Source organism: Streptomyces niger (assembly GCF_000718305.1).
GTDB lineage: Bacteria > Actinomycetota > Actinomycetes > Streptomycetales > Streptomycetaceae > Streptomyces > Streptomyces niger.
In genome coordinates this window covers 58903-81388 of record NZ_JOFQ01000006.1, presented here as the reverse complement: position 1 = coordinate 81388, position 22486 = coordinate 58903, and the positions used below count along the sequence as shown (strand labels likewise).

Genomic DNA, 22486 nt, shown 5'->3' with positions numbered 1-22486 from the left:
TCCGCATGCTCGTCTACCCAGCCGGGGCTGATCTGTCCACCTCCGCTCTGCGCTTCCTCGCCCGTGAGTTGACCGCACGTCGTCTTGCGCAAGGGACACGATGGCGCCGGCTGGCCGCCGGACGGCAGGCGCTGCTCGTACTGGCTCATCTACGATGCGGCCATACCTACGCCCAGCTCGCCGCCGGATTCGGCGTGGGCACCACCACCGCCTACCGGTACATCGCCGAGGCCGTCGACATCCTGGCCGCTCTGACTCCAACCCTCGCCGAGGCGGTGAGGACAGCCTCCGGCAAGGCGTTCGTGATCCTGGACGGTACGCTGCTGCCGATCGACCGGATCGCCGCCGACCGCCCCTTCACTCCGGGAAACATAAGAAGCGCGGCATGAACATGCAGGTGATCGCCGACCCGGCGGGACGGTTACTGTGGGCCTCGCCCACGCTGCCGGGATCCGTCCACGACATCAAGGCCGCGCGAACCCACGGCATCATCGGTGCCCTGGCGGGGACCGGGGTGGAATGCTGGGCCGACAAGGGCTACCGGGGCGCCGGCGGCACCGTGCGAGTTCCCTACTGGGGGCGCTGGGAGACTCGCTCCCTGGTCAGCGGGCCGTCAACTGCTCACACGCGAAGATCCGTGCACTCGTCGAACAGGCCATGGCCACCCTCAAGACCTGGCGGCTCATGCGCAAACTGCGATGCTCTACCAGCCGTATCACCAGCCTCGTCCAGGCCGTTCTCACCCTGCACCTGACATGCTCAAACTGAGGTTGGAAAAGGCTCACTGACGCCGACGAGGCAGACAAACGCCATAGCCATCGGGGCCTTGCGCGGCGGTTGACCCTGACGCAGGGGCAAGCCCTCAGCATCATCGGCATGACGACGCGAACCGCTGTGATTGCTGCGGCGAGTGCTGCGAGTGCTGCGAGTGCTGAGAGCGAAGGCGCGGGACGGCACAATCCCCCCGGTGCCTTCACAGTCCACCACGACGGCGTCACCATTCCGGTGACCCGCGGCGGCCGAGGGCGACCGTTGGTCTTCTGCCCGGGACTGAACTCGACACAAGCCGGGCTGCACGAGCTGGCCGAGCTCCTTCGGCGCGACTACGACGTGGTGACCTTCGACCTCCGGGGTCACGGTATGGCCTCTGCCGCCGACCGGTACGGCTTTGACGCGTTCCTGAGCGACCTCGTCGCCGTACTGGCGGAGCTCGACCTGCCGACGGCGCCCGTGCTCGTGGGTTACTCGCTGGGAGCGGATCTGGCCGTGCACTACGCCGCCCAGTGTGCGCACGCCGTCGCCGGGCTCGTCCTCATCGACGGGGCCAATCCGCTTCCCGAACCGTTCATCACCGAGGCCGACCTGGCGGAGTTCCGGACAATGGCGCACGACCTGGCGACGCAGCAAGCGGCGGAGCGGGTCAAGCGCACTGCGCATCAGGTGTCGCTCACCGCACAGAACATCTTCGACCTGAACCTCGAAATCGATGTGGTGCGGTCCGCGATACTCGACCAGTACCGGAGGATCGACCACCCCATCACCATGATCATGTCGACCTCCATCGCCGGCGACAACATCGAAGGACGTGCCCCGCGACACAACCAGCTGTGGCAGGCCGGTATCGAGCGACTCGTGCGTGAGCGACCGCACGTCTCCACGTACTGGATCACGGCAGATCACCGGTTGGTCTTCACCCACGCCCAAGACATCGCAGAGATCATCCGAAGCGCGTTCCGCCCAGTGGGCAGCGCGATTTCGTAGGCAGTTTCTCAGGCAATTCCGCAGGCAATTTCTCAGGAAGTGTGGAGGAGACCGGTCCGATGCTGACCATCGGCGAGTTGGCGTCGTACGCCGGAGTGACGGTGCGTGCGGTGCGGCACTACCACGCCAGGGGGCTGCTCCCAGAGCCGCAACGGGACCACTCCGGCTATCGAAGGTACGACGCCGGCGCAGTGGTCGACCTGATCAGGATCCGTACCCTCGCCGAGGCGGGAGTCCCGTTGGCGCGCGTGCGGGAGCTGCTGCAGGCCGATGAGGAGGAGTTCGCCGCGGCGGTCGCAGACATCGACAAGCGGCTGCGGGCGGAGATCCGGGAGCGACAACGGAACCGAGAACGGATCGCCCGGCTTGCCCACGGGGATCACCTGGCGTTGCCACCGGAGGTGGTCGAGTATCTCGACCGGCTGCGGGCGCTCGGGGTCGACGAGCGGATCGTGCGGGTCGAACGCGACGGCTGGATTCCGCTGGCTGCGCTCTCACCCGAACGAGTTCCGGAGTGGATGGCACGCAAGCGGGAGCGGATCGCCGACCCACAGTTGCTCGGCTTCTACCTCACCCTGGGGCAAGCACTCGATCACGCCGAGGACGATTCTGGACTGGTGGAGCTGGCCGACGCTCTGGCCTCCTACCTCACGCAGATGGCCGACGAGCGGGGCGAGGAGTACGTCGACGACACCGACATGGAGTCATCGCTCGTCAAGCTGATGGACGTGCTGGCGTTCGCCAGCGTGCCGCCGGCCCGTCGGCTGATCGAGCTGCTGAAAGAGCGTGGCTGGACCGGGTGGACCAAGCTGGAACGCGTCGCGCCCCCGCGCCACCCGTTGTGACCAGAGCGCTCGCGCGCTGGGGCGCCCTGATCTATAGCTGGGCTATAGGCAGGCCAACCCTAGGCAGGTCGGTCATAGGCAGGTCGGCCGCAGACAGGTCAGCCATAGGCGGGTCGGCCATAGGCGGGTCGGCTGCAGACAGGTTGGCTGCAGACAGGTTGGCTAACGGCCGGGTACGGCACCTGCGGATCAGCGCGAAGGGCGGAACACGAGTGAGGATGTCGAGCCCTCCTGGGCCGAGGATCCGGATGTCGTCCTCGACGTCCCCTCCCTCCAAGTCGAGGAGATCGATCTGGAGGTCGAGGACCTGCGTGCCCGGGTCTCCCTCCAGGCCGAGGTCTTGGACCTGCTCAAACTGAACGTCGGCGCGGATGTGGAACTGGGCAGGGTCAAGCTCACGATCAAGGGCGTGGAAGCCCAGGCACTGCTGCAAGTACGACTGGACAACGTAGCGGCGATCATCGAGCGGGTACTGCAGACCATCGACAACAACCCACAGATCATCCAGTCGGTCACCCATGCCCTTGGCGACACCGTCCGCACCGTCGGCAGCGGCGCCGGTACCGCGCTGGGCGAGGTGGGCCACGGTGCCGCGGGGGCGGTCCAGCACCTCGGCCAGGGCGCGGGCACCGCGGTCGGTGAGCTGGGACGCAACGCCGGGGGAGCGCTCGAAGGCGTGGCGCAGAGCGCGGGTACCGCCACCGAGGCACTGGCCGACTCGACGGGCCGTACGGTGCGAGAAGTGAGCGGTGACGCCGCCCGCACGGCCGAGAACGTGGCTGGACCCGCGCTCGGGACGAAGGGCGCGGGGGAGAGTACGCCCGGGGTCGACCAGACCACTGACAAGGAGACCACCGACGAGGAGACCCTTGGCAAAAAGACCACTGGCAAGAGGACGACCGGCAAGAAGACGACCGCCGCGAAGTCCGCAGGCAAACGGGCCGCCGGCGAGCAGACCGCCGAGAAGAAGGCCTCGTCCGGGCGGTCGACCGCGAAGAAGGCGACCGGCAGTAAGAAGTCTGCGAAGTCTGCGAAGTCTGCGAAGACCGGGAAGACCGCGAAGTCTGCGAAGACCGCAGCTGCCAAGAAGGTGACCAGGAGCACCTCCTCCGCCCGGGCGGGCAAGAGCGGCGGCGGACGTGGTGGTACGGCCAAGAAGCGCATGCAGCCACCCTGAAGACGGGCGGACTACGCAGGCCCCGACCCCGATGAGTCCGACATCGCGCTGACCGCGGGCCTGACGGCCGAGGCGCTGCGTTTTGACGTGGACCCTGACGTCAGTGTCCGCTTTCACGGCACCCCAGGTCGTGTCTCGGCCTCCGAGAGCACCCGCTCCCGGCTTCTCCACCACGTCGCCGCTGGCGTGGACTACACGGACATCGAGGTCGACTACCTCCTGGCGACCCTTCTCACGCAGCACGCCCAGTCGGCCGTACGACTCCCTGCCGGACGCCGCACACCGGACGGGTGACCCCGCAGTTCACCGTGGTCGTGACTGTGACTGTGACCGTGGCCGTGCGGTCGTGAGCCCGTCGATCATCAGGCCGAGGGCGAAGTCAAAGCGGTAGTGGACGGCTCCCGCGGTGAGCTCGTTGGTGGAGCGACAGTGAGTCGATCGCCCAGGCGGCGGCCTGCGAGATGCCCCGGGTGACGCAGATACTGGTCACGCAGCTGGGTGCAGACGCTGATGAGCTGCTGCCGTTCCACCGTCCTTGCCGAGTATCTTGTCGCCTCCGAGTGCCGGGAAGGGGCTTCCATGGCAAACATCGACGAGGGGTGACAGCAGGGACCGTCGGTAGCCGGGGGGAGAGAGACGGCGCGTACCTATGCAGGCAAAGCGCGCGCACGTAGAGAGTGCGCACGTAGAGAGTGCACACGTTGATCTGCGCCGCCGCGGCTCCTGGCAGGGTTCCCAGGCCTCTTCAGTCGTTGAGTTGACGGTGAGTCACGACGGCCGTCCGCCGAACCACCGGTCCGGTCACCTGGGAACTCCCACATCGTGCGTCCCAGCAGGTCGCGCCACCGGCGCAACAGTACGTCCCGGTACACACCGAGCTGGTAGCCGGGCTCGTCGAAGGCGAATGCGCGGGCGGCGTTCGCGTCGGGCAGGTCGAGGATGTGCACGCTGCCGGTGGGGTCCCCGTCGGTTTCCGAGAGTGTCGGCCCTCGGGCGATCATCTCCGACGCGTACCGATCCATGTAGGACAGGTGCTGTTCGAGGAACTCCAGGCGCAGCGCCAGCGAGCCGGGCCGGTCGCGGTGGTAGCAGAAGAACGCCATGCCCGACAGTCTTTCGGTCTCGGGAATGCAGGTACAGCAGTTTTGTTGAGGTCAGGCTGCAGGCGGAGGGCGCTCAGTAGGGGAACTTCCCAATGGGGGTGTCAAGCAGCGGACGATCGGAAGGAGCCTGGGGACAGCGAGGCGACGGTGCGTAACCCACCTGAACAGTCGGGGTCGCAATGCGGACACGCGTCAGCCCCGACAGTGTGAGGTGGACTGCAGTCTCGTTGATACGGAGGATCGCATGCGTGCACGTACCCTTTTTGCCGCGGCAGCAGCGGCAGCACTGGCCTGGACCGCTGTGCTTGGCGGCGCCAGCACGGCCGCCGCAGCAGATCCGCCCCCACCCCCGTTTGACGGTGGCGGCGGCGTGATTGACGGCAGCCCGTTCGGTGGCGCCGGACTCGGCCATATCGGCGGCGGCGACGACGAAGAAGATTTCTGAGGCATAAGCATCCCCAGCCCTTCGCCTTGGCTTCGGGAGATAGGGCCTAGGAAGGGGTGGGAGGCGCCCCGCGGTAGGGGGCCCTGTCCCGGATCATCGCCCACAGAACATTGGTCCGCCGACGTGCCAGACAGAGGACAGCTTGCTTGTGTCCCTTCCCTTCCTTGCGCTTCCGGTCGTAGTAAGCCCGCGAGGCGGGGCAGAAGCGGATGCTCATCAGCGCGGACAGGAACAGGGCTCGTTGAAGGCCGCGGTGGTAACGCCGGGGTCTGTGCAGGTTGCCGCTGACGGTTCCGGAGTCCCAGGCCACAGGCGCCAGGCCAGCGAAGCCGGCGAGGCGGTCCGGGCTCTCGAAGACGGTCAGGTCTCCGCCGGTCGCGGCGATGAACTCAGCCCCGAGGATCGGCCCCAGGCCGGGCATGCTGACGATCACTTCGGCGTCCCGGTGCTGGGAAAACCGGGCCGCGATCCGTGCGTCAAGCTCGTCGACCTCCGCGTTGTAGGTCCGCACCGCGTGTGCCAGGCGGCCAACGAACTCGGCCGCCAGTTTCTCCCCGGGCAGGGTGGTGTGCTGGCCCTGAGCGGCCGTCACGGCCTTGCTCGCCAGTGCGGCGGCGCCCACGACTTTCCGGTTCTTCAGCCAGGCTTCCAGGCGCTTGGCACCCATGCGCCGGATGGCGGAGGGGGTCTGGTAGCCGGTCAACAGGGTGATGGGGCCTTGGTTGGTCAGGTCCAGTGCCCGTTCCAAGGCGGGGAAGAACTCCAGCAACTGGGCCCTGAGGCGGTTGATCTGCCGGGTGCGGTCGCGGACGACGTCCAGGCGGCGAGCGGTGAGGATACGCAGGGCAACGGCGATTTCATCGCCGGGCCGCAGCAAGCTCAGGTCGCGTCGGATGCGAGCTTGGTCGGCGATGACGAAGGCGTCGCGGGCGTCGGTCTTACCTCCGCCGCGGTAGGTGGCCGATGCCTGATGAATGGTGCGGCCGGTGAGGTAGGCGATCGGCTGGCCATGGTTGAGGAGCACGCCGATCAGCAGTGCGGCGAGGCCGTGGTTCATGTCGATGGCCCACAGCACGTCTTCAGAAGAGATGTCCAGCACGTCACCGACGAGCTGGAGGAGTTCTGTCTCGTCGTTGCCGACGCGGCGGGACAGCAGTCTCTCGCCGTCGGCGTTGAGTACGACGCAGTGGTGATGCCTTTTGCCGATGTCCACACCGGCCCATAAGTCGGGCACGGTCCCCTCCGTCACGTTGTGATTCGCGACCTTGCGGACGACCTCGCCGGGGTTGTCCTACAGCAGCGATCGTGTCGCGTTTCCCAATTGGTGGTCGGGTCGTCGTGGGGCTCCAGGCGGCCAAGTTTCCGAAGCCATGCGAACCGCGACGGGAAGCGAGCCATACCTGGAGCCCCTGGGCCCGCCGGCCTTACGAGTGACCAGCACAGGCCCGTAACGGGAAGGTAGAGCCTCACCGGGCTCCGGGCAGCCAAGTTGCCTGAGCCATCCACGCGGCAGCGGGAAACAAGCTATGCCCGCAGTCCCGAGGCCCACCGATCTTGCGAACGACCAGTTCAGACCCAGAGAAACCGTAGGACCCAGAGAACCCGCAGGCCCCAGAGAAACCGTAGGACGGGAAATGGCGGCCCTTGTGGTCGGTGGTCGGTGGTCGGCGGTCGGCGGACGGCGGACGGTGGTCGGCGGTCGCGGAGCGTTGTCAGACGTGGCTGCGATGCTGCGTGTGCGAGGTGGCGAGAGAAGTCGCTGCCGATGGCGTGGGAGGGGCGTAGTGATTGGTAGCCGTGGCGGGTGGTCGGGCCTGGGGTGGGAAGGCTGGAAGGATCTCGGCGACATACGGCGGCGTCTGGATCAGGGTGCGGACCCGGAAGAATGGGGCGGAGGGCGGCCCCTGCACCGGGCGGCGGCCTTCGGCTCACCGGAAGTCGTGACGGAACTGGCTCGGCGCGTTGCGGACGTGGACGCGTTGGAGAACGGGACGACTGCCTTGTGGGAGGCCGTCCTGGCGGGACGACCAGACAACGCACGAGCCCTCGCCGAGGCCGGCGCGGACCCCTGGCGGCCCCAGATCGGCGGCTGGTCACCGGGACGGCTCAGCCTGGCCGGGCCGACACCCGACATGGTCGTGAAGCCCGACGGAGAGCGGGGGCTGAGCGGTGCGGAGCGGACGGTGGCGCGGGAAGGCAGACGACTGGTCGCCGTGCTGGGCGATGTGTACTACGAGGGCCTGGGCCTGGCGTGCGTGGCCGGGATCGACGCCGAGGATGCGATGCGTCGCTTGGCAGCGACACCGACGGAAGGGGAGGAGCTGGAGAAACTCCTCGAAGAACCGTGGGATTGCGACGCCGATGAGAGCCTGAGCATCGTCGGCGTGACAACCGTGCCGGGCGGCTGCATCGTCACTCAGCCATGGGGGTACGCACCGTCCATGCCGGGCGTCGTCAAGCGTCTGTCTGCCGGAACCGTCTGCTACGGCCTGTATGCCAACCCGAAGAGCGGCAACCAGGGCAGCATCGTCCGTGATGGCGAAGTCGCGGGCTGGGACCTTCACCCAGGCGGTGGCCCGGACGTGAACGACACCTCCGAGGAGGTATTGGCTTCCTACCTCTATCGGTACAACGGCCTGGCGTACGCAATCGCCTTCGCGGGGCTGCGCCCCACCGATGCGCGTGCCGTCGTGGGGCCCCCCGACGCGTGGGTTGAGCTGCCGCAGCGCGACTATTGGGAGGACTGACGCACGTGCCGAAGAGCTCACTGAACTCACTGCGGACGCGGGGTTTTCTCGCCGTGTACGGCTGTGTACTCGGCTGCGAGCCAGGGGCTGAGGTCGTTGATGAGCATGTCGAGTACCGCCGGGTCGGGTGAGGGTGCGCGGCCGGTGGTCGCGGCGATGCGCATCTGGTCGGCGCGGTCGGGGTAGTAGCGGCCGAAGAGTTCGGCGGACCGGGGGAGGTCGCTGGTCCAGCCGCCCCATCGGGGCATGATCAGAGTGAAACCCGTGCGGACGATGCGACGACCGACGAAGCGGCTGAGGGTTCGGCGCTGGGCATCGGTGGTGGCTTCGGCTGCTTTCGCGCGCCAGCGAGGGAGCACGTGGGCGAGGTCGCCGTTGGTTTCGCGTGCCAGGAGGGTGGTGGGGCGGTAGCGGGGCAGTTGCGCTGCGAGGTCGGGGCCGAGCAGCGGGGTGCAGAGGCAGGCGATGAAGAATCCGGCATCGTGGCGTTCGAGGTCGCTGAGCAGGGTCTGCGTGCTGTTCAGTAGGGTCCCTACGCCATCGATCTGCGGGAATGCCTGGTCGAGGGCGACCTCGATCGTCGTGGTGTCGGCGCGGTCGGCTTCCGTGGGTTCGTTGTGCAGCGCGAGCTGGAGGTCGAGGTCGGAGACGCCGGGGGTGGCGGTGCCGCGCGGGATGCTGCCGTAGAGGTACGCACTGTGCAGGCGCGTTGGGTCGAACGTCTCGGTGATACGAGCCCGGGCGGCCTCGATGACGGGGACGAACGCCGCCGGTACTCGGTCCAGTGCGCCTTCGCGTGCGATCGTTCCGTCGTGGTCCAGCCCTCGTTCATCCATGGGGCAACTGTGCCTTGCGCCCTTGCGTGTTGACGAGCGGATTTCCGATCGCCTTGGCTGAGTGAGGGGGTTTGACGAGGAGTTCGCCGTGCTCGCGGCTCAGGACGACGACGCGGGCGCCCGCGGAATTGAGTTCTTGCCCTGGAGCAACCTCAAGACCGTGCACGACGGGCTGGAACTCGTCGAGACCGCCGGGCATCCGGCGGGCGGCCTCATCATCGACGTCTGGCACACCGAGCGAGCCCACACACCGCCGGCCGACTTGGCGAACGTACCCCTCTCGCGGTTCATCGGCGTGGAGCTCAACGACGCCGACAGCCAGGTCGTCGGCACCCTCTTCGAGGACACCGTCCGGCGGCGCCGCCTCTGCGGTGACGGCACCTTCGACCTGTCCGGCGTCGTCACGGCACTCCGGACCGTCGGCTGGACCGGCCCCTGGGGTGTCGAAATCCTCTCCGACGCCCACCGCGCGCTCCCGGTACGCGACGCCGTCGACGCGGCGTACCGTACCGCCGTGGCGGCGCTGACGTAGAGCCTGCTGCCGGGCGAAGGCGGTGGCCGCCGGCCCGGGCCGGCGAGACGATCGACCGGGCGGCGATGCGGGCCGCGTCCAGCACACCGATCCGGGCGGTGATGCGGGCCGCGCTCAGCACACCGATCCGGGCGGCGCACCAGCTTCAGGGGCTCGTCCGTCACGCGGTACGGACTTCGGCTCGTCTGTCACCCGGTACGGACCTCCGGCTCGTCCGTCACGCGGTACGGACCTCCTCGAGCCGTACGGGGCGGTGCTCGCGTAGCGAGAGGGTGCAGGCCTCGGCGATCCAGCTCGCCTCGATGGCGTCGGCCACGGTGCACGGGGCGGCGGCTGCCGCCACCGGGTCGGTGACGACGAGGTCGTCCACCGCGTCGAGCCCGGACAGGGTCTCCGCGTGGAACGCGCCGATGCGGCCCAGTCCCATGATCCCAATACGCATGAAGAAGAGTTCCTCCAGTCGGTCGGATGCGAGTCGACCCAATGCCAGCCGGTCGATGCGAGTCGGTCGGATGGGAGCCGGTTGGATGGGAGCCGATCAGTTTTGGACACCGCCCGCCGCCCGCCGCCCGCCGCCCGCCGCATGCTGCCCGCCGTCCGCCGTCCGCCGTCCACCACACGCCGCCGCTCAGCGAGTCGGTCGGTTGCGGCGATCAGTCCGATGCGCCGATGACGGTCTGACTCCAGTCGATGACCGAGCCGGTCACGACCCCACTGCGGTCGGACAGCAGGAAGACGACGAAGTCGGCGATCTCGTCGACCTGGCCCAGTTTGCCCATCGGCAGTTTCCTGGCGGCTTCTTCGCGCCAGTCGTCGCCTGCGCCGTGGAAGGCGCGCTGGACCGCGTCCTCGCCCTCGGTCTCGGTCCAACCGATGTTGAGACCGTTGATGCGGATGCGGTCCCAGCGGTGGGCGTGCGCGGCGTTCTTCGTCAGCCCGGCGAGTCCGGCCTTGGCGGTGGAGTAGGGAGCCAGGAAGGGCGGTCCGCCGTGCGCACAGTCGGAACCGATGTTGACGATGGTGCCGGGTGCCTCGCGGCCCTTCATGTCGGCCACCGCGGCCTGCATCGCGAAGAACGGCGCCCGCAGGTTGACGGCGATGTGGGCGTCGAACAGCTCCGGCGTGGTGTCCAGCAGCGAGCCGCGCGAGGTCAGCCCGGCGGCGTTGACCAGGCAGTCGATCCGACCGTGCCGGGACACGGTCTCCTCGACGCTGCCCCGTGCCTGCGCCGGATCCGCGAGATCGGCCCGTATGAAGTGTGCGCCGGTGTCCGCGGCGAGTTCCGCGCCGACCTCGGGCCGGCGTCCGGTGAAGGTGACGGTCGCGCCCTCGCGTACGGCCGCCCGAACGATGCCCGCGCCGACGCCCTGGCTGCCGCCATTGACGAGGAGGACCCGGCCGTCGAGCAGGGGGGTCTCGAGCAGTCCCATGAGTGTGATGTCTCCTTGGAGTCCGAATTCCGTCCGATGTGCCTTCAGTTCTGGCGGCGCTTCGCGCCGGCGTGCAGTTCCTGGCGGAGCCGCTCGGGCGCCCAGCCCTCGGCAACGGCCTGCCGCACGGTGTCCGCCTGGGAGAGCGGAGCCAGCCCGCCGACCGGGGGATCGAGGTCCAGATTGGTGGGGAAGGGGTAGCCCTCGGCGCAGGCGGCGACGACGTTGTGCAGCCACTGCTCGTCGGCGCCCTCGGCCTTGCGGCGCAGCAGTACCGGGAAGACCGCGTTGACCATTGCCTCACGGTCGACGGTTTCCATGGCACGGCCGAAGGCGGAGGAGATCTGCAGCAGGTTGGCCATCCGCTTGATGTCGGCCGACCGGTTGTGGCCGGCGGCGTGGAAGAGCGCGGGGTTGAAGAACACCGCGTCGCCCTTGGCCAGCGGAAGTTGGATGTGGTGTGCGTCGAAGTACGCGATGAACTCGGGACGCCGCCAGGCCAGGTACCCCGGTACGTACTTCTGGGAGTGCGGGAGGTAGAGCGTCGGCCCGGATTCCACCGGCATGTCGCAGTGGGCTACGGCGCCCTGCAAGGTCAGCACGGGGGAGAGGCGGTGCACGTGCGCCGGGTAGGCGGCGGCCCGTTCATGGCTGAGGAAGCCGAGGTGGTAGTCGCGGTGCACGCTCTGCGCCGCGCCGCCCGGGTTGACCACGTTGATCTGGGAGGTGACCTGGTAGCCGGGGCCGAGCCAGGCCTCGGCGATGAGCGCCAGGATGTCGTTGGCGTAGTAGTCGGTGAACACCTCCGGAGCGCGGACGGCCATCTTGTCCAGCGCGTTCCACACCCGGTCGTTGGCGCCGGGCTTGGCGAAGTGGTCACCGCGCGCCGCGCCCGTCGCCCGCTCCTCCTCGATCAGCGCGCGGAAGGCGTCGGACGCGCGGTCCACCACGGTGAGGTCGGTGAACGCGCGCTGCAGGACCACGATGCCGGGGCCGTCAAGGAGGGCTCGGGACAGCTCGGCCTGCACGGACCGGCGTCCCTCCGTGGTGCCGGCGAGGTCACGGAGCCGGTCGCTGTCGTAACGGAGTACGTTCTGCTCGACACCTTCAGCCGAGGGGTATTCGTGAGGGTCGGTGCGCTGCCCGACCAGCGAACGGAAATCCGCGAGAGAACAGTCGTCCAGGCCCAGCCACGTCCGTGCTTCCGCGTCGGTGCGGGGCATCCCGGTTCCTTTCGCCGCCGTTGCTTTTCTGACAGTCTGAGCAACTCAAGTCCGTCATTCAATCCTCATCAAGCCATCAAAAACCCCTCATCGAATCCATTGCATCCACCTAATCCACCTAATCCATCGAATCAATCGAATCCATCGAATCCTGGAAGAGTCATGCGACACCCCTATCCGATCAGGGAGATCGCCCGGCAGGCCGGACTGAGCGAGGCCACCGTCGACCGAGTGCTCAACAACCGCGGCGGCGTAAGGGAGAGCACCGTCATGGAGGTGCGCCAGGCGATCAAGGACCTGGACCGCCAGCGAACTCAGGTCCGTATCGGCGGTCGCACGTTCATGATCGACATCGTGATGCAGTCGCCACAGCGGTTCTCCACGGCCGTACGCAACGCGCTGGAGGCCGAACTCCCCGCGCTGCAGCCCGCCGTGATGCGTTCGCGCTTCCACTTCCGCGAGACCGGTGCCGCCTCCGAGCTGATCGCGACCTTGGACAAAATCGCCAAACGGGGTTCACAAGGCGTGATCCTCAAGGCGCCGGACGTACCCGAGGTCGGGGCCGCCGTGGGACGGTTGGTAGCGGCCGGCATTCCCGTGGTGACCCTGGTGAGCGACCTGCCCAGCAGCGCGCGCATGGCTTACGTGGGCATCGACAACCGCGCCGCCGGCACCACCGCCGCCTACCTCGTCGGGCAGTGGCTCGGCGATCGCGCCGGCAACATCCTCACCACCATCAGCCGCGGCGTCTTCCGCGGGGAGGAAGAACGCGAGATGGGCTTCCGAAGCGCCATCCGCAACACCCGACCACACCGCACCCTCGTCGAAGTCACCGGCAGCGACGGCCTGGACGCCACCCAGTACGACCTCGTCCTCGATGCACTCCAGCGAGACCCGTCCATCAACGCCGTCTACTCCATGGGCGGCGGCAACGCGGCAACCGTGGCGGCCTTCGCCGACCTCGGCCGGGAGTGCGCGGTGTTCATCGCACACGACCTCGACCAGGACAACACCCGCCTGCTGCGCACGCACCGCATCTCCGCGGTCCTCCACCACGACCTGCGGCACGACATGCGCCGCGCGTGCCAGACCATCATGCGCGCGCACAGAGCACTGCCGGACGAGGGTCCCGCGCTGCCCTCGGCGATCCAGGTGGTCACGCCGTACAACATGCCGCCCGGGAGCACCGTCACATGGCAGAACTGATCACCGGACATCCCGCACTCGCCTCCGCGGCGCTGCTGCTGGCAGCCGGGATCGCCGCCGGACTCGCCGGTTCGATCGCCGGACTGGCCTCGCTGTTCAGCTACCCGGCGCTGCTCGCCGCGGGCCTACCGCCCGTCGCCGCCAATGTCACCAACACCGTCGCCCTCTTCTCCAACACCGTCGGAACCGCTGCCGGTTCGCGGGCTGAACTCCGCGGTCAGCGCCGGCGGCTGATGCGGCTGGCCTGCGTCGCGGCACTGGGCGGTGCGATCGGCGCCGCCCTGCTCCTCGGTACGCCGTCGTCGGCCTTCGAACTGGCCGTACCCTGGCTCATCGCCCTCGGCTCGGTGCTGATCCTGGTGCGCGAGCCCCTGCGGCGCCTCATCGCGAAGCGCCGTCCCGGCGGAGGCACCTACGTAGACCCTGACGGATCCGCCCTACCCGGGCTCCCCATGACCGGCGCGGTACTGCTGGTGGGGCTCTACGGTGGCTACTTCGGCGCCGCGGCCGGCGTACTGATGCTCGCCGTGCTCTCCCTGTCGGCTGCGGAACCACTGCCGGTGACCAACGCCGTCAAGAACATCGTCACCGGCGCGGCCAACGTCACCGCGGCCGTCGCCTACGCCTTCCTCGCCCCCGTCGACTGGATGGCCGCGCTGACGCTCGGCATCGGCTGCCTCGTCGGCGCCTGGGTGGGCCCGGCCGTCGTCCGTCGGGTACCCGAGACACCGCTCCGCGTGACAGTGGCCCTCGCCGGCCTCGGCCTCGCCTGGAGCCTGTGGCGTGACGCGACGGCCTCTTGACCGGTATTCCCTCGTCCTCGTCGACTCCCTGGTCCTCGCCCTCTTCGTCGTCGACTCCCTGGTCCACGTCAACTCCCTCGTCCTCGTCACCTCCCTCAACTCCCTCGTCCTCGTCACCTCCTTGGTCCACATCACCTCCCTCGTGGTCGTCAACTCCCTCGTCGTCGGGGCCGAGGGCCCGTGACGGCGGAGACCACCGTGTCTCTTCAGGCAGTGGGGTCGTCCACCGTGTTGCTGGTACGTAGGGGAGAGGCGTGGGCCGATCGCAGGTGGTCGTGGAGGACCGCGAACGTCGTGCACGTCAGGGGGAGGGCCAGGGCCGCGGTGACGAGGATGCCCACGGCGACGGGGACGAGGATGCCCGCGTAGTAGGCGGCGAAGAAGTTCCCCGTGACGTCTTCGAGGAGGGTACGTACGAGGGGGCGCAGCGGCAGGGCGAGCTGCACCACCAGCCGGAGCACCCCAGCGGTGAGCGCGGCCAGGGGCAACGCGAGGGCGAGGACGCGGACCGCTCCGGCGCGTGTCCACGTCAGCGACCAGGAACGACGCAGGGCCGCGCAGGGGCCGAGCCCGTCGGCCGCGGCGGCCGGGGCGAGGGCGAGCGCCAGACGCAACAGTACGGCGACGAACACGGCCACCACCGGGGAGGCCGTAATGAGCGTGTAGGGCCACGATCCGGGCTTGAAGAGCTGCTCTTCGGTGTCGAGCTGACTGCCGGTGAGGCTGTACGCCACGGCAGTGACGAGCAGCGGCAGCGGCCATACGACCAGGCCGCGCAGCGCGTACACGGCGAACACCGGCCGTAGCCGCGCACGGCCGGCGGCGCGCGACCAGTCCGTCGTCGAGGGGGCTCGGTCTTCTCCCGTTGTGACGGCTCGGGAGCACACGCTCTGCACTGCCGCGCTGCCGACTCCGAGGAGGAGCAGGAAGAACGGGAGCGTGCAGGTGGCGACCAGTCCCAGGTCGGTGTGGTCGTGCAGGTACGGGTCCTCGAGGTGGTGATACCGGATGCGTTCGTTTCGCATATGGGTGAAGACAGGCCAGGCGAGCGCGAATATCGCGGTCGTCGCCACCAGCCCGACCAGCCCGGAGAGGCCGACGACGCGTACCGTCGCACCCGCCAGAGCCCGCCGGTGCCGTCGCAGGACGGCGAATGCCGTGGCGATGACGCCGCGCTGCGGGATCATGTTCGTCGGTGGCGCCGTGCGGTGGTGCTGTGTGGTTCGATGGTGCTGCGTGGTGCGCGTCATGGTGGAGCGAGCCTTCTGTACGTTCGACGTTCGGGGGCCGTTCCCAATGTTCGGGGCCGTTCCCAGTGAGGACGCGGAACGGACGGCCCCGGTTCTCCGGAGGGAACGTGATGGGCACCCCCTACGCCCAGCTCACGGCTGGCCTCGGCGTCGGCGTCGAAATCGGCGCCGCGGGAGGTATGCGTTTTCTCATCCCTTCTCCCACACGGGTTCCGGTGGAAGGCCGAGTTGTGCGCGAGCACGGTCGGTGAGTTCCTGCACCAGGGCGGTCTTCGCCTGCGTGTACTCGCCCGGTGCCGAGCCAGCGGCGGCGATCGCCCGCTTCAGTCGTGCGTACCGAGCCGCTTCCTCGGGATGGGCACGCAGGTAATCCCGGAGTATCCGCTGATTCCGGGTCGGCCAACTCGTCAGCGTCACCACGTGCAGGATGTGGCTGCGAACCCGGCCTTCGGCACGGACGTACAGCAATCGGTCGGTCATCCCGTTGTCGTGCGGGCGGAAGCCCACCCCGGCCAGTGCCGCTTGATGGGAGTGAGCGTCAGCGAGGTCGTGGACAGCGGCCATCAGGTCGATGACGGGCTTGGCCGCGAGCCCTGGAACCGCGGTGGAGCCGATGTGTTCCAGCTCCACGAACAGCCCGGGCGCCGCCTCGCGGAGAGCGCTGATCGTGCTGGCGGCCCGCGCCGGCCACTCAGGTCGGTAGTCGACAATGTGCACGCTGTTCGGCATCGACATGGTCACTATCCTGCGTCAGCAAACCCGGCGCCAACAATGGAATTTCTGTCCGACCAAACCCTCGGGAGGCTGACGGAGGCCTCGCGAGAAAAAGGGAGGGGTTCAAGTTCAGCCGAACGAGGTAGGCTTGAATGCCTATCACCGAAGTCTGGCGGACTAAGCTTGACGGATGGCTTTGCAATGGGAACAGGTAATTGTTCATTCCGCGGACCCCGTGGCCTTGGGACAGTGGTGGGCCAAGGCTCTCGGTTGGGTGGTAGTTCACTCTTCCGATGATGAGTTCGAAATCCGTCCGGAGCCGGATCGCGTGCCGGGGCTGGAATTCGTCCGGCTCGAAGAGAGCAAGAAGGCCAAGAGTCGGCTGCATCTCGACTTCAGGCCTGATGATCAGGACGCCGAGGTAGCTCGCTTTGAGGCTCATGGCGCGAAGCGTGTCGATATCGGACAGGGGGAGCAATCGTGGGTCGTATTGGCAGACCCTGAAGGTAACGAGTTCTGTATCCTCGGCCAACACCGCCAGTAGGGCGCACGGCTGGTACCGAGCGAATGCCTCAACTCGCCAATCAGGCTGCGATACCACGATACGCGATACCGCGGTAGGAGATAGTGGGGCAGAGCGGCTATGTCCAACGGGATCCTGGATAGGTACACAGCACCACACACAGCCCGTACACCGCACGTCGATCGCGCTATGCACGGCACGTGCGGGGAGTGGGTGTACGTGCTCGTGCGCCACGAGGCGCCGCTATTCAGGGCAGGGATGAGAGGACCCTGCCGCTGGCCTGTCGCAGCAGGCTGGTGAAGCTGAGGGCAGCCTGATCGCGGAGACGCGCGGGAGGGCGGTAAGCAGCCCTGACAACGACGGGACGTATCGGTACTGCCAGACGGTACGGGCCCGGCAAGCGAGTTGAGAAGCCGTACGAGAGGAACCAGTGCCTGAAGCCTCGTAACATATCCACCGGCTCGAAGCTGGCAGATCTGGGCTGGGTGCAGTGCTCGTTCCCGATAAGTGCGCGGGAACGTCTTCGTGGCCAGATCATAGGGCTGGTCCGAAGGCCATGTCGAAAGCCTGCGGCGTAGGCATGGCGATGCTGCCGGGGTACAGCTGGGCGGCTCACTCGACAACCGGATAGCGGTGAACGTGGGAAGCGGTCCGATGCCGCCCCCAGTCCGGCAGCCAGCCGGATCATGGGCAGGCCCGTCGTCGGCTGACGGCATCGGATCGTGGCGGAGTCCTCGTAGTAGTCCGAGCGCGCGAGAGGCGCGTACATGGCGAAGGGGGACAGCAAGTCAGCAGTGGAAGAGCTGGAAGACCAGGAGGGCGTTGGTGAATACCGACGAGCTGGAGTACGCCCTGATGAGGGCGGAGCGCCGGGTACTGGAGATCCAGACGAAGCTGCACCGATGGGCCCGCGAGGATCCTCATCGCAGGTTCAGTGATCTGTTCAACCTCGTATCTGACCCCGCGTTCCTGTTGGTCGCGTGGGTCCGGGTGCGGGGCAACAAGGGAGCACGCACAGCCGGAGTGGACGGTTCGACCGCCTATTACGTGGAGAGCGTGCAAGGCGTCGAGAGCTTCCTCGACGGACTGCGGGACTCGATCAAGGACCGCAGTTTCCGCCCTCTCCCGGTCCGGGAGCGGATGATCCCCAAGGCAGGCGGCAAGTGGCGTCGTCTGGGGATCGCGACCGTGAGGGACCGGGTGGTGCAGGCATCCTTGAAACTGGTGCTGGAGCCGATCTTCGAGGCGGATTTCCTCCCGTGCTCCTACGGGTTCCGCCCGAACCACCGGGCTCATGACGCGGTGGCCGAGGTTCGCCACTTCACCTCCCACTCTTACGAGTGGATCGTGGAGGGCGACATCAAAGCCTGCTTCGACGAGATCTCGCACGCGGCCCTGATGGACCGGGTGCGCGCCCGCGTCGGCGACAAGCGCGTCCTGACCATGGTGAAGGCGTTCTTGAAGTCCGGGATCCTCGGTGAGGACCGGGTACTCAGGGAGACCACCGCCGGAACCCCGCAGGGATCGATCCTCTCCCCGTTGCTCAGCAACGTAGCCCTCTCCGTCCTGGACGAACACATCGCCCAAGGGCCGGGAGGACCAGCGAGCACCTTCAACGACCGCCAGAAACGCCGTCGTCGCGGACAACCGAACTACAGGTTGATCCGTTACGCCGACGACTGGTGCCTGGTCGTGTCGGGCACCAAGGCCGACGCGGAGGCGCTCAAGGAAGAGGCTGCCGGAGTCCTCGCCACGATGGGCCTACGCCTGTCGCCGGAGAAGACCCTGGTCACCCACATCGACGAGGGCCTCGTCTTCCTCGGATGGCGCATCCAGCGCCACCGCAAGCGAGGCGCCAACAAGCACTACGTCTACACCTACCCGTCACGCAAGGCCCTCGCGGCCGTGATGGCCAAGGTCAAGACGCTGTGCCGGAAAACAGGGACGAACCTGCCGCTCCACACCCTGCTCATCTATCTCAACCGGATGCTGCGGGGATGGTGCGCCTACTTCCGACCGGGAGTATCGAGCGCCACCTTCAGTTACCTGACCTCGTACGTATGGGGCCGGGTGATCCACTGGATAAGGCGCAAACACCCCCGGATGAACTGGAAGCAGCTACGCCGCCGCTACTGCGGCGGGGGCTGGTGGCCGGCCAGCGAGGAAAGGGAACTGTTCAGCCCAGCGAGAGTGCACACCACGCGCTACCGCTACCGCGGAACGAAGATTCCCTCCCCATGGCCAGCCGCAGGATGAGGACACCCCCCGCAGACCTCAAGGGGCTTGTGGAGCGCCCGTTGCGTTGAGAGGCGCACGGCGGGTGCGGGAAGCGGTCCGGAGAAACGGGCCGGTCGAAAGGCCGGTACCGCGCTCCGGGCCGACTTCACGGTACTTCACGCGGCCGGCGCGGTGTTCCCGGCCACCGGGGACGTGGGTGAATCCGCCGTGATGGGCTGCTACGAGGAGCACGGGCCCCGACTGCTCGTAGAAGCAGTCGAGGTCGGTGACCTTCTGACGCTCCTGATCCCCCTGGTCCGACCAGTCAACTCCCAACGAACCAACTGCGACGACCGGACTCTGTCGAAGGCTCGGCGCTTCTACGATTCGAGGGCAGCCGGTCGTGGCCCCGGGTCTCTGGAAGAACTGCTGGAAGTACGGGCGAAGAGGTCGGCGCCGCCCTCGGCCGGCCGCGCCCGACGATTGCGAAGCGGCGGCGCTCCGGCTCATCGAACATGCCCGTACCCGTTTCGGAACAACCCGGCTGATGATCGGTGGAAGCTCGGCAGGAGCGACACTCGCCCTGGCGACGCTGCTTCGGCTCAGGGACAAAGAGGCCGCGGACGATCCCGCAGGTACCGTGGATTGCGCAGAAACCGCGGAGTTTGTAGGTGCCGTGCTCCAATTCGGTACCTACGACCTGAGCGCGCAGACGCCGGCCGGACGGCAGATCGCGGACGAGTACTTCATCCAGGCCTACGCCGGCCATGTCGCCGACCGCACTCTCCCGGACATCTCTCCTGTCTACGCGGACCTCCGCGGCCTCCCTCCAGCGCTACTGGTCGTCGGAAGCGCAGACGTGTTGTTGGAAGACAACCTCGCGATGGCGGGACGGCTTTCCGCCGCCGGGAATCATGTCGAACTCCGGGTCTACCCGGAGGTACCCCACGGCTTCACAGGGCATCCCACCGCGTTGGCACAGACGGCGCTCAACGGTATCGAGGCGTGGCTACTCGACCACCTCACTCAACCGTGAGGAGTCCCGACCGGAATCAGCGGCACTCACCGACCGAGCCAGGCCCGAGCCGGCGAGGCATGACCAGGCAAGGACAGGCCAGGTAAGGGCATGCCAGGCAAGGGCAGGCCAGGACAGGCGAGGTCGGACTGGTACGGCAGTCAGATGCCGTGGTCTGAGTTTCGCGCGGGCTTGGGCGGCGCGGTCGGGTGGGTTCGACGGATGTCAGTCGTGGTCGCCGACGAAGTCCGTTATCGCGGCAGCGATAGCTTCGGGCTGCTCGTCGGGGATGAAGTGTCCAGCGTCGGGCACGACGATTCGGGTGGTGTTGTCAGCCCATGGGCTGATGGAGCCGGCCATGTCCGGAACGGAGCCGTGACTGCTAGAGATTCCGAGGATGGGCACGGTCAGGTGCCGCCGCTTGAGCGCCTCGCGGTTCTTGCGCGCTGACTCGGCGGCGTCTCGGTAGTACGCGAGGGAGGCGCGCAGGCCGCCGTCGACGGCGATGGCCGCCGCGTAGTGGTCCAGCTCGGCGTCGTCGAACGTGTCGGGAGAAAGGGCCTTCGCCTTCAGGAACCAGCCGATGTACTCGCGTTCGCGGCCGGCAAGCAGCGTCTCGGGCAGGTCGGGCACGACGTGGAAGGCGAAATGCCAGGTCTTCCACGCTCGATCCGGGTCGGTGGGGATCGCCTCCGGGAGAGTGATACCGGGAATCCCGGCGTCGAGCAGCGCGACCCCGCGCAGGTGGCTCTCGAAGTTGATGGTGAGGGAGAAAGCGACCCAGGCACCGATGTCGTGGGCGATCAGGGAGTAAGTCGACACTCCGAGAGCCTTCACGGCGGTGTGGACGTGCGCGGCGACCGCGTGCGTGTCGTAGCTGCCCTCCGGACGCTCGGAGTGGCCCTGGCCCGGTAGGTCGATCGCGATGACGCGGAACCGGTCGGTGAGGCCGGGCATCACCTTTCGCCAGGCCCACCAGGTTTGCGGGAATCCGGCGAGCAGGACGACGACCGGGCCGCTCGGCCGTCCGCCTTCGACGGCATGAAGGCGGACGCCGTCCGCGTCGACCCAGCGGTGAGTGAATCCGGCCAGATGCTGCAGGGGCAGGTCGCGGATGGGGTTGCTTTCGGAGACATGCGGAGTGCTGGTTGCTGGGCCGGTCACGGGGATCCTCCGTCGGTGTCGGTGTCGGTGTCTGTCGCTGTCGGCGTGGGGGTCAGGTGTGCGGTTGGAACGGTGTAGCTGACGGCGATGGCTGGGACCACGTGGTGCGTTTCTCGCGCGGTCGCGAAGTGTGCGGTACGCCTGGCCATGACCACGCTTGAAGGCTAACACGTCTTGAACTGATCAGTTCAAGATAGAATGGTACGCAACACAGACCGAACCATCGACGCATCGGCAAGGAAGTGCCCGCGTGGCAGGTAAGAAGCAGTTCGACATGGACACGGCGATCGACGCCGCGATGATCCAGTTCTGGCGCGTCGGCTACGCCGACACCTCATTGGACGACTTGTCTCGGGCAACCGGCCTGAACCGCAGTTCCATCTACTCCTCCCTCGGCGACAAGGACACGCTCTTCCTGCGCTGTCTGGATCTCTACGCTGCGCGCTATGGCGAGAAGTACGACGCCGCCCTGTCGTGTGCAGCATCGGACCCCGTTGCCGCTGTTCGTGCGTTCTTCGACGTCACCCTCGAGCGCATCGCCGATCCGGAACTGCCTGATGGATGCCTGGTTGCCCAGTCAGCCATGGCAATGCCAGCGCTGAGTCCGAGCGTCGCAGCGCACGCCAAGCAGGCGCTCGGCTTCCAGCGCCTGCGCCTGCACGCCGCGCTGAAAGCCGGCCGACTGGCCGACCAGGACGCCGAGGCCTTCGCTGTACACGCGGCGGCTGTGAACCAGTCGCTCGCCGTCATGAGCAGGGCCGGGGCGAGCCCGGCGCAGCTCCTGGCTATCGTGGGCGTGACCGTTGACGCGCTGTCGCAGGCGTTGCGAGCGTGATGAATCCGCTACGGCCGTCGGACTCGCAGCAGCCTGGTACGCAAAGTCATCTCATGACTTCAAGGCGTGCGCGGTAGTGGTGCCAACGGCTCGGGCCTGGTGGCTTCGTCGCCAATCGGAGCAGGTCAGGTGGAACGCGAGGTCCGGGGCCTGTTGTATTCGCCGTGTAGCTGCGGGGTGGGTGGCTTTGCCAGGGCCGATGCGACGGCCGGCAGCGCGTAGGCGACGAGCGCGAGCGCGGTGTGCCGCTTTGGCAGCCGCGGCCGATGGCGAAGACGTGGGTTCGTAGGCGATTCCGTGCTGCTCGAACTTGGCGCGCAGTTCGCTGCTTCGCCCGTAGACCTCAAGCCCTCGTCGCCGGGGCCCAGGCGGGTTCCCGTCTGGCGTCCAGGACGCGCAGGGCCTGGTCCCGGTCGGCCAGCGCATGCCCATGCGCTGCGGCGTAGATGGAGCAAACCACGACGATCGCGTTCTCCATCCATCCGGCCGTGCCGGTGTACTGTCTTCCCACTTCCGCCTGGCCTGGCTCTTCTTCAGGTCCCCGATCTCGTCCAAGAAGAGGTCCCCGTGAGGACCCCATGAGGACCCCGGCGGCTCTCAGACTGGGGGCGGGCGACGAAGCCACGCGCCTGATCACGCACGGCGTCCTCGTCATGCACC

Annotated in this window: 20 protein-coding genes and 3 pseudogenes; 14 read left to right on the top strand and 9 right to left on the bottom strand. The window is 67.6% G+C overall.

Going from position 1 to position 22486, the window contains the following annotated elements; genetic code table 11:
• Window positions 1-5: 5 nt before the first annotated feature.
• From IF20_RS12965 to IF20_RS12945, 4 genes and pseudogenes are all read left to right on the top strand, one after another.
• Window positions 6-768, top strand: a pseudogene (locus IF20_RS12965) (transposase family protein).
• Window positions 769-876: 108 nt separating this feature from the next.
• Window positions 877-1761 carry an alpha/beta fold hydrolase gene (locus IF20_RS12960; RefSeq protein WP_110944152.1) on the top strand — a complete coding sequence of 295 codons (885 nt, stop codon included), beginning with the start codon at window positions 877-879 and terminating at the stop codon, window positions 1759-1761.
• Window positions 1762-1820: 59 nt separating this feature from the next.
• The gene (locus IF20_RS12955) at window positions 1821-2606 is read left to right on the top strand and encodes a MerR family transcriptional regulator (protein ID WP_052865513.1); all 786 of its coding nucleotides are present in this window, start codon (window positions 1821-1823) and stop codon (window positions 2604-2606) included.
• Window positions 2607-2946: 340 nt separating this feature from the next.
• Window positions 2947-3783, top strand: a complete 837-nt coding sequence (locus IF20_RS12945; protein ID WP_199896578.1) for a hypothetical protein — start codon at window positions 2947-2949, stop codon at window positions 3781-3783.
• 647 nt (window positions 3784-4430) lie between these two features.
• Here IF20_RS12945 and IF20_RS12935 read toward each other — a convergent pair.
• Window positions 4431-4886, bottom strand: a complete 456-nt coding sequence (locus IF20_RS12935; RefSeq protein WP_110944118.1) for a YciI family protein — start codon at window positions 4884-4886, stop codon at window positions 4431-4433.
• 244 nt (window positions 4887-5130) lie between these two features.
• Here IF20_RS12935 and IF20_RS37655 point away from each other — a divergent pair, with 244 nt between their 5' ends.
• Complete coding sequence (locus IF20_RS37655) at window positions 5131-5331, top strand: hypothetical protein (protein WP_110944117.1); 201 nt, start codon at window positions 5131-5133, stop codon at window positions 5329-5331.
• A gap of 46 nt (window positions 5332-5377) precedes the next feature.
• Here the strand turns inward: IF20_RS37655 and IF20_RS12930 are convergent, their stop codons facing one another.
• Entirely contained in the window at window positions 5378-6565 is a 1188-nt protein-coding gene (locus IF20_RS12930) for an IS110 family RNA-guided transposase (RefSeq protein WP_052865278.1), read from the bottom strand.
• 550 nt (window positions 6566-7115) lie between these two features.
• Between IF20_RS12930 and IF20_RS12925 the strand changes: the two genes are divergently transcribed.
• Window positions 7116-8078, top strand: coding sequence for an ankyrin repeat domain-containing protein (locus tag IF20_RS12925; protein WP_407702489.1), 963 nt, complete (start codon window positions 7116-7118; stop codon window positions 8076-8078).
• 26 nt (window positions 8079-8104) lie between these two features.
• Here the strand turns inward: IF20_RS12925 and IF20_RS12920 are convergent, their stop codons facing one another.
• Window positions 8105-8914 carry a nucleotidyltransferase domain-containing protein gene (locus tag IF20_RS12920; protein ID WP_052865277.1) on the bottom strand — a complete coding sequence of 270 codons (810 nt, stop codon included), beginning with the start codon at window positions 8912-8914 and terminating at the stop codon, window positions 8105-8107.
• An 88-nt stretch (window positions 8915-9002) separates the two neighbouring features.
• Here IF20_RS12920 and IF20_RS12915 point away from each other — a divergent pair, with 88 nt between their 5' ends.
• A complete protein-coding gene (locus IF20_RS12915) occupies window positions 9003-9446 on the top strand; it encodes a sugar phosphate isomerase/epimerase family protein (protein WP_234426630.1) in 444 nt (147 codons plus the stop codon).
• A gap of 295 nt (window positions 9447-9741) precedes the next feature.
• Here IF20_RS12915 and IF20_RS39115 read toward each other — a convergent pair.
• The 3 genes and pseudogenes from IF20_RS39115 to IF20_RS12900 all read right to left on the bottom strand — a co-directional run.
• Window positions 9742-9888: pseudogene (locus IF20_RS39115) on the bottom strand (dehydrogenase); the annotation flags it as partial.
• 211 nt (window positions 9889-10099) lie between these two features.
• Complete coding sequence (locus IF20_RS12905) at window positions 10100-10876, bottom strand: SDR family oxidoreductase (RefSeq protein WP_052865275.1); 777 nt, start codon at window positions 10874-10876, stop codon at window positions 10100-10102.
• 44 nt (window positions 10877-10920) lie between these two features.
• Window positions 10921-12099: a phytanoyl-CoA dioxygenase family protein gene (locus IF20_RS12900; RefSeq protein WP_052865274.1), complete on the bottom strand. Its 1179-nt coding sequence runs from the start codon at window positions 12097-12099 to the stop codon at window positions 10921-10923.
• Window positions 12100-12261: 162 nt separating this feature from the next.
• Between IF20_RS12900 and IF20_RS12895 the strand changes: the two genes are divergently transcribed.
• The 3 genes from IF20_RS12895 to IF20_RS39110 are packed head-to-tail and all read left to right on the top strand — an operon-like array spanning window position 12262 to window position 14292.
• Window positions 12262-13305 (top strand): LacI family DNA-binding transcriptional regulator, encoded by a 1044-nt coding sequence (locus tag IF20_RS12895; RefSeq protein ID WP_052865273.1) that lies wholly within the window; start codon window positions 12262-12264, stop codon window positions 13303-13305.
• Window positions 13293-14108 carry a sulfite exporter TauE/SafE family protein gene (locus tag IF20_RS12890; RefSeq protein WP_052865272.1) on the top strand — a complete coding sequence of 272 codons (816 nt, stop codon included), beginning with the start codon at window positions 13293-13295 and terminating at the stop codon, window positions 14106-14108. Before IF20_RS12895 ends, IF20_RS12890 begins: the two co-directional genes overlap by 13 nt.
• Window positions 14089-14292, top strand: coding sequence for a hypothetical protein (locus IF20_RS39110; protein WP_052865271.1), 204 nt, complete (start codon window positions 14089-14091; stop codon window positions 14290-14292). Before IF20_RS12890 ends, IF20_RS39110 begins: the two co-directional genes overlap by 20 nt.
• Before the next feature lie 22 nt (window positions 14293-14314).
• On the opposite strand, the gene IF20_RS12880 is transcribed toward IF20_RS39110, so the two are convergent.
• Both IF20_RS12880 and IF20_RS12875 read right to left on the bottom strand, forming a co-directional pair.
• The gene (locus tag IF20_RS12880) at window positions 14315-15358 is read right to left on the bottom strand and encodes a hypothetical protein (protein ID WP_052865270.1); all 1044 of its coding nucleotides are present in this window, start codon (window positions 15356-15358) and stop codon (window positions 14315-14317) included.
• A 189-nt stretch (window positions 15359-15547) separates the two neighbouring features.
• Window positions 15548-16093: a GrpB family protein gene (locus IF20_RS12875; protein WP_052865269.1), complete on the bottom strand. Its 546-nt coding sequence runs from the start codon at window positions 16091-16093 to the stop codon at window positions 15548-15550.
• 169 nt (window positions 16094-16262) lie between these two features.
• On the opposite strand from IF20_RS12875, the gene IF20_RS12870 reads away from it, so the two are divergent.
• The 3 genes and pseudogenes from IF20_RS12870 to IF20_RS12860 all read left to right on the top strand — a co-directional run.
• On the top strand, window positions 16263-16616 hold the full coding sequence (locus tag IF20_RS12870; protein ID WP_052865268.1) for a VOC family protein: 354 nt from the start codon (window positions 16263-16265) through the stop codon (window positions 16614-16616).
• 804 nt (window positions 16617-17420) lie between these two features.
• Window positions 17421-18851, top strand: a complete 1431-nt coding sequence (gene ltrA, locus IF20_RS12865) for a group II intron reverse transcriptase/maturase (RefSeq protein ID WP_052865267.1) — start codon at window positions 17421-17423, stop codon at window positions 18849-18851.
• Window positions 18852-19254: 403 nt separating this feature from the next.
• Window positions 19255-19848, top strand: a pseudogene (locus IF20_RS12860) (alpha/beta hydrolase); the annotation flags it as partial.
• A 204-nt stretch (window positions 19849-20052) separates the two neighbouring features.
• Here IF20_RS12860 and IF20_RS12855 read toward each other — a convergent pair.
• A complete protein-coding gene (locus IF20_RS12855) occupies window positions 20053-20991 on the bottom strand; it encodes an alpha/beta fold hydrolase (protein ID WP_052865266.1) in 939 nt (312 codons plus the stop codon).
• Window positions 20992-21241: 250 nt separating this feature from the next.
• Between IF20_RS12855 and IF20_RS12850 the strand changes: the two genes are divergently transcribed.
• The gene (locus IF20_RS12850; protein WP_052865265.1) at window positions 21242-21826 is read left to right on the top strand and encodes a TetR/AcrR family transcriptional regulator; all 585 of its coding nucleotides are present in this window, start codon (window positions 21242-21244) and stop codon (window positions 21824-21826) included.
• Window positions 21827-22486: the final 660 nt, after the last annotated feature.

Coding starts and splice junctions, on each gene's coding strand:
- IF20_RS12900 (WP_052865274.1), bottom strand. CDS start 12,099: ATGCCCCGCACCGACGCGGAAGCACGGACGTGGCTGGGCCTGGACGAC.
- IF20_RS12935 (WP_110944118.1), bottom strand. CDS start 4,886: ATGGCGTTCTTCTGCTACCACCGCGACCGGCCCGGCTCGCTGGCGCTG.
- IF20_RS12920 (WP_052865277.1), bottom strand. CDS start 8,914: ATGGATGAACGAGGGCTGGACCACGACGGAACGATCGCACGCGAAGGC.
- IF20_RS12905 (WP_052865275.1), bottom strand. CDS start 10,876: ATGGGACTGCTCGAGACCCCCCTGCTCGACGGCCGGGTCCTCCTCGTC.
- IF20_RS12955 (WP_052865513.1), top strand. CDS start 1,821: ATGCTGACCATCGGCGAGTTGGCGTCGTACGCCGGAGTGACGGTGCGT.
- IF20_RS12960 (WP_110944152.1), top strand. CDS start 877: ATGACGACGCGAACCGCTGTGATTGCTGCGGCGAGTGCTGCGAGTGCT.
- IF20_RS12880 (WP_052865270.1), bottom strand. CDS start 15,358: ATGACGCGCACCACGCAGCACCATCGAACCACACAGCACCACCGCACG.
- IF20_RS12895 (WP_052865273.1), top strand. CDS start 12,262: ATGCGACACCCCTATCCGATCAGGGAGATCGCCCGGCAGGCCGGACTG.
- IF20_RS12875 (WP_052865269.1), bottom strand. CDS start 16,093: ATGTCGATGCCGAACAGCGTGCACATTGTCGACTACCGACCTGAGTGG.
- IF20_RS37655 (WP_110944117.1), top strand. CDS start 5,131: ATGCGTGCACGTACCCTTTTTGCCGCGGCAGCAGCGGCAGCACTGGCC.
- IF20_RS12870 (WP_052865268.1), top strand. CDS start 16,263: ATGGCTTTGCAATGGGAACAGGTAATTGTTCATTCCGCGGACCCCGTG.
- IF20_RS12890 (WP_052865272.1), top strand. CDS start 13,293: ATGGCAGAACTGATCACCGGACATCCCGCACTCGCCTCCGCGGCGCTG.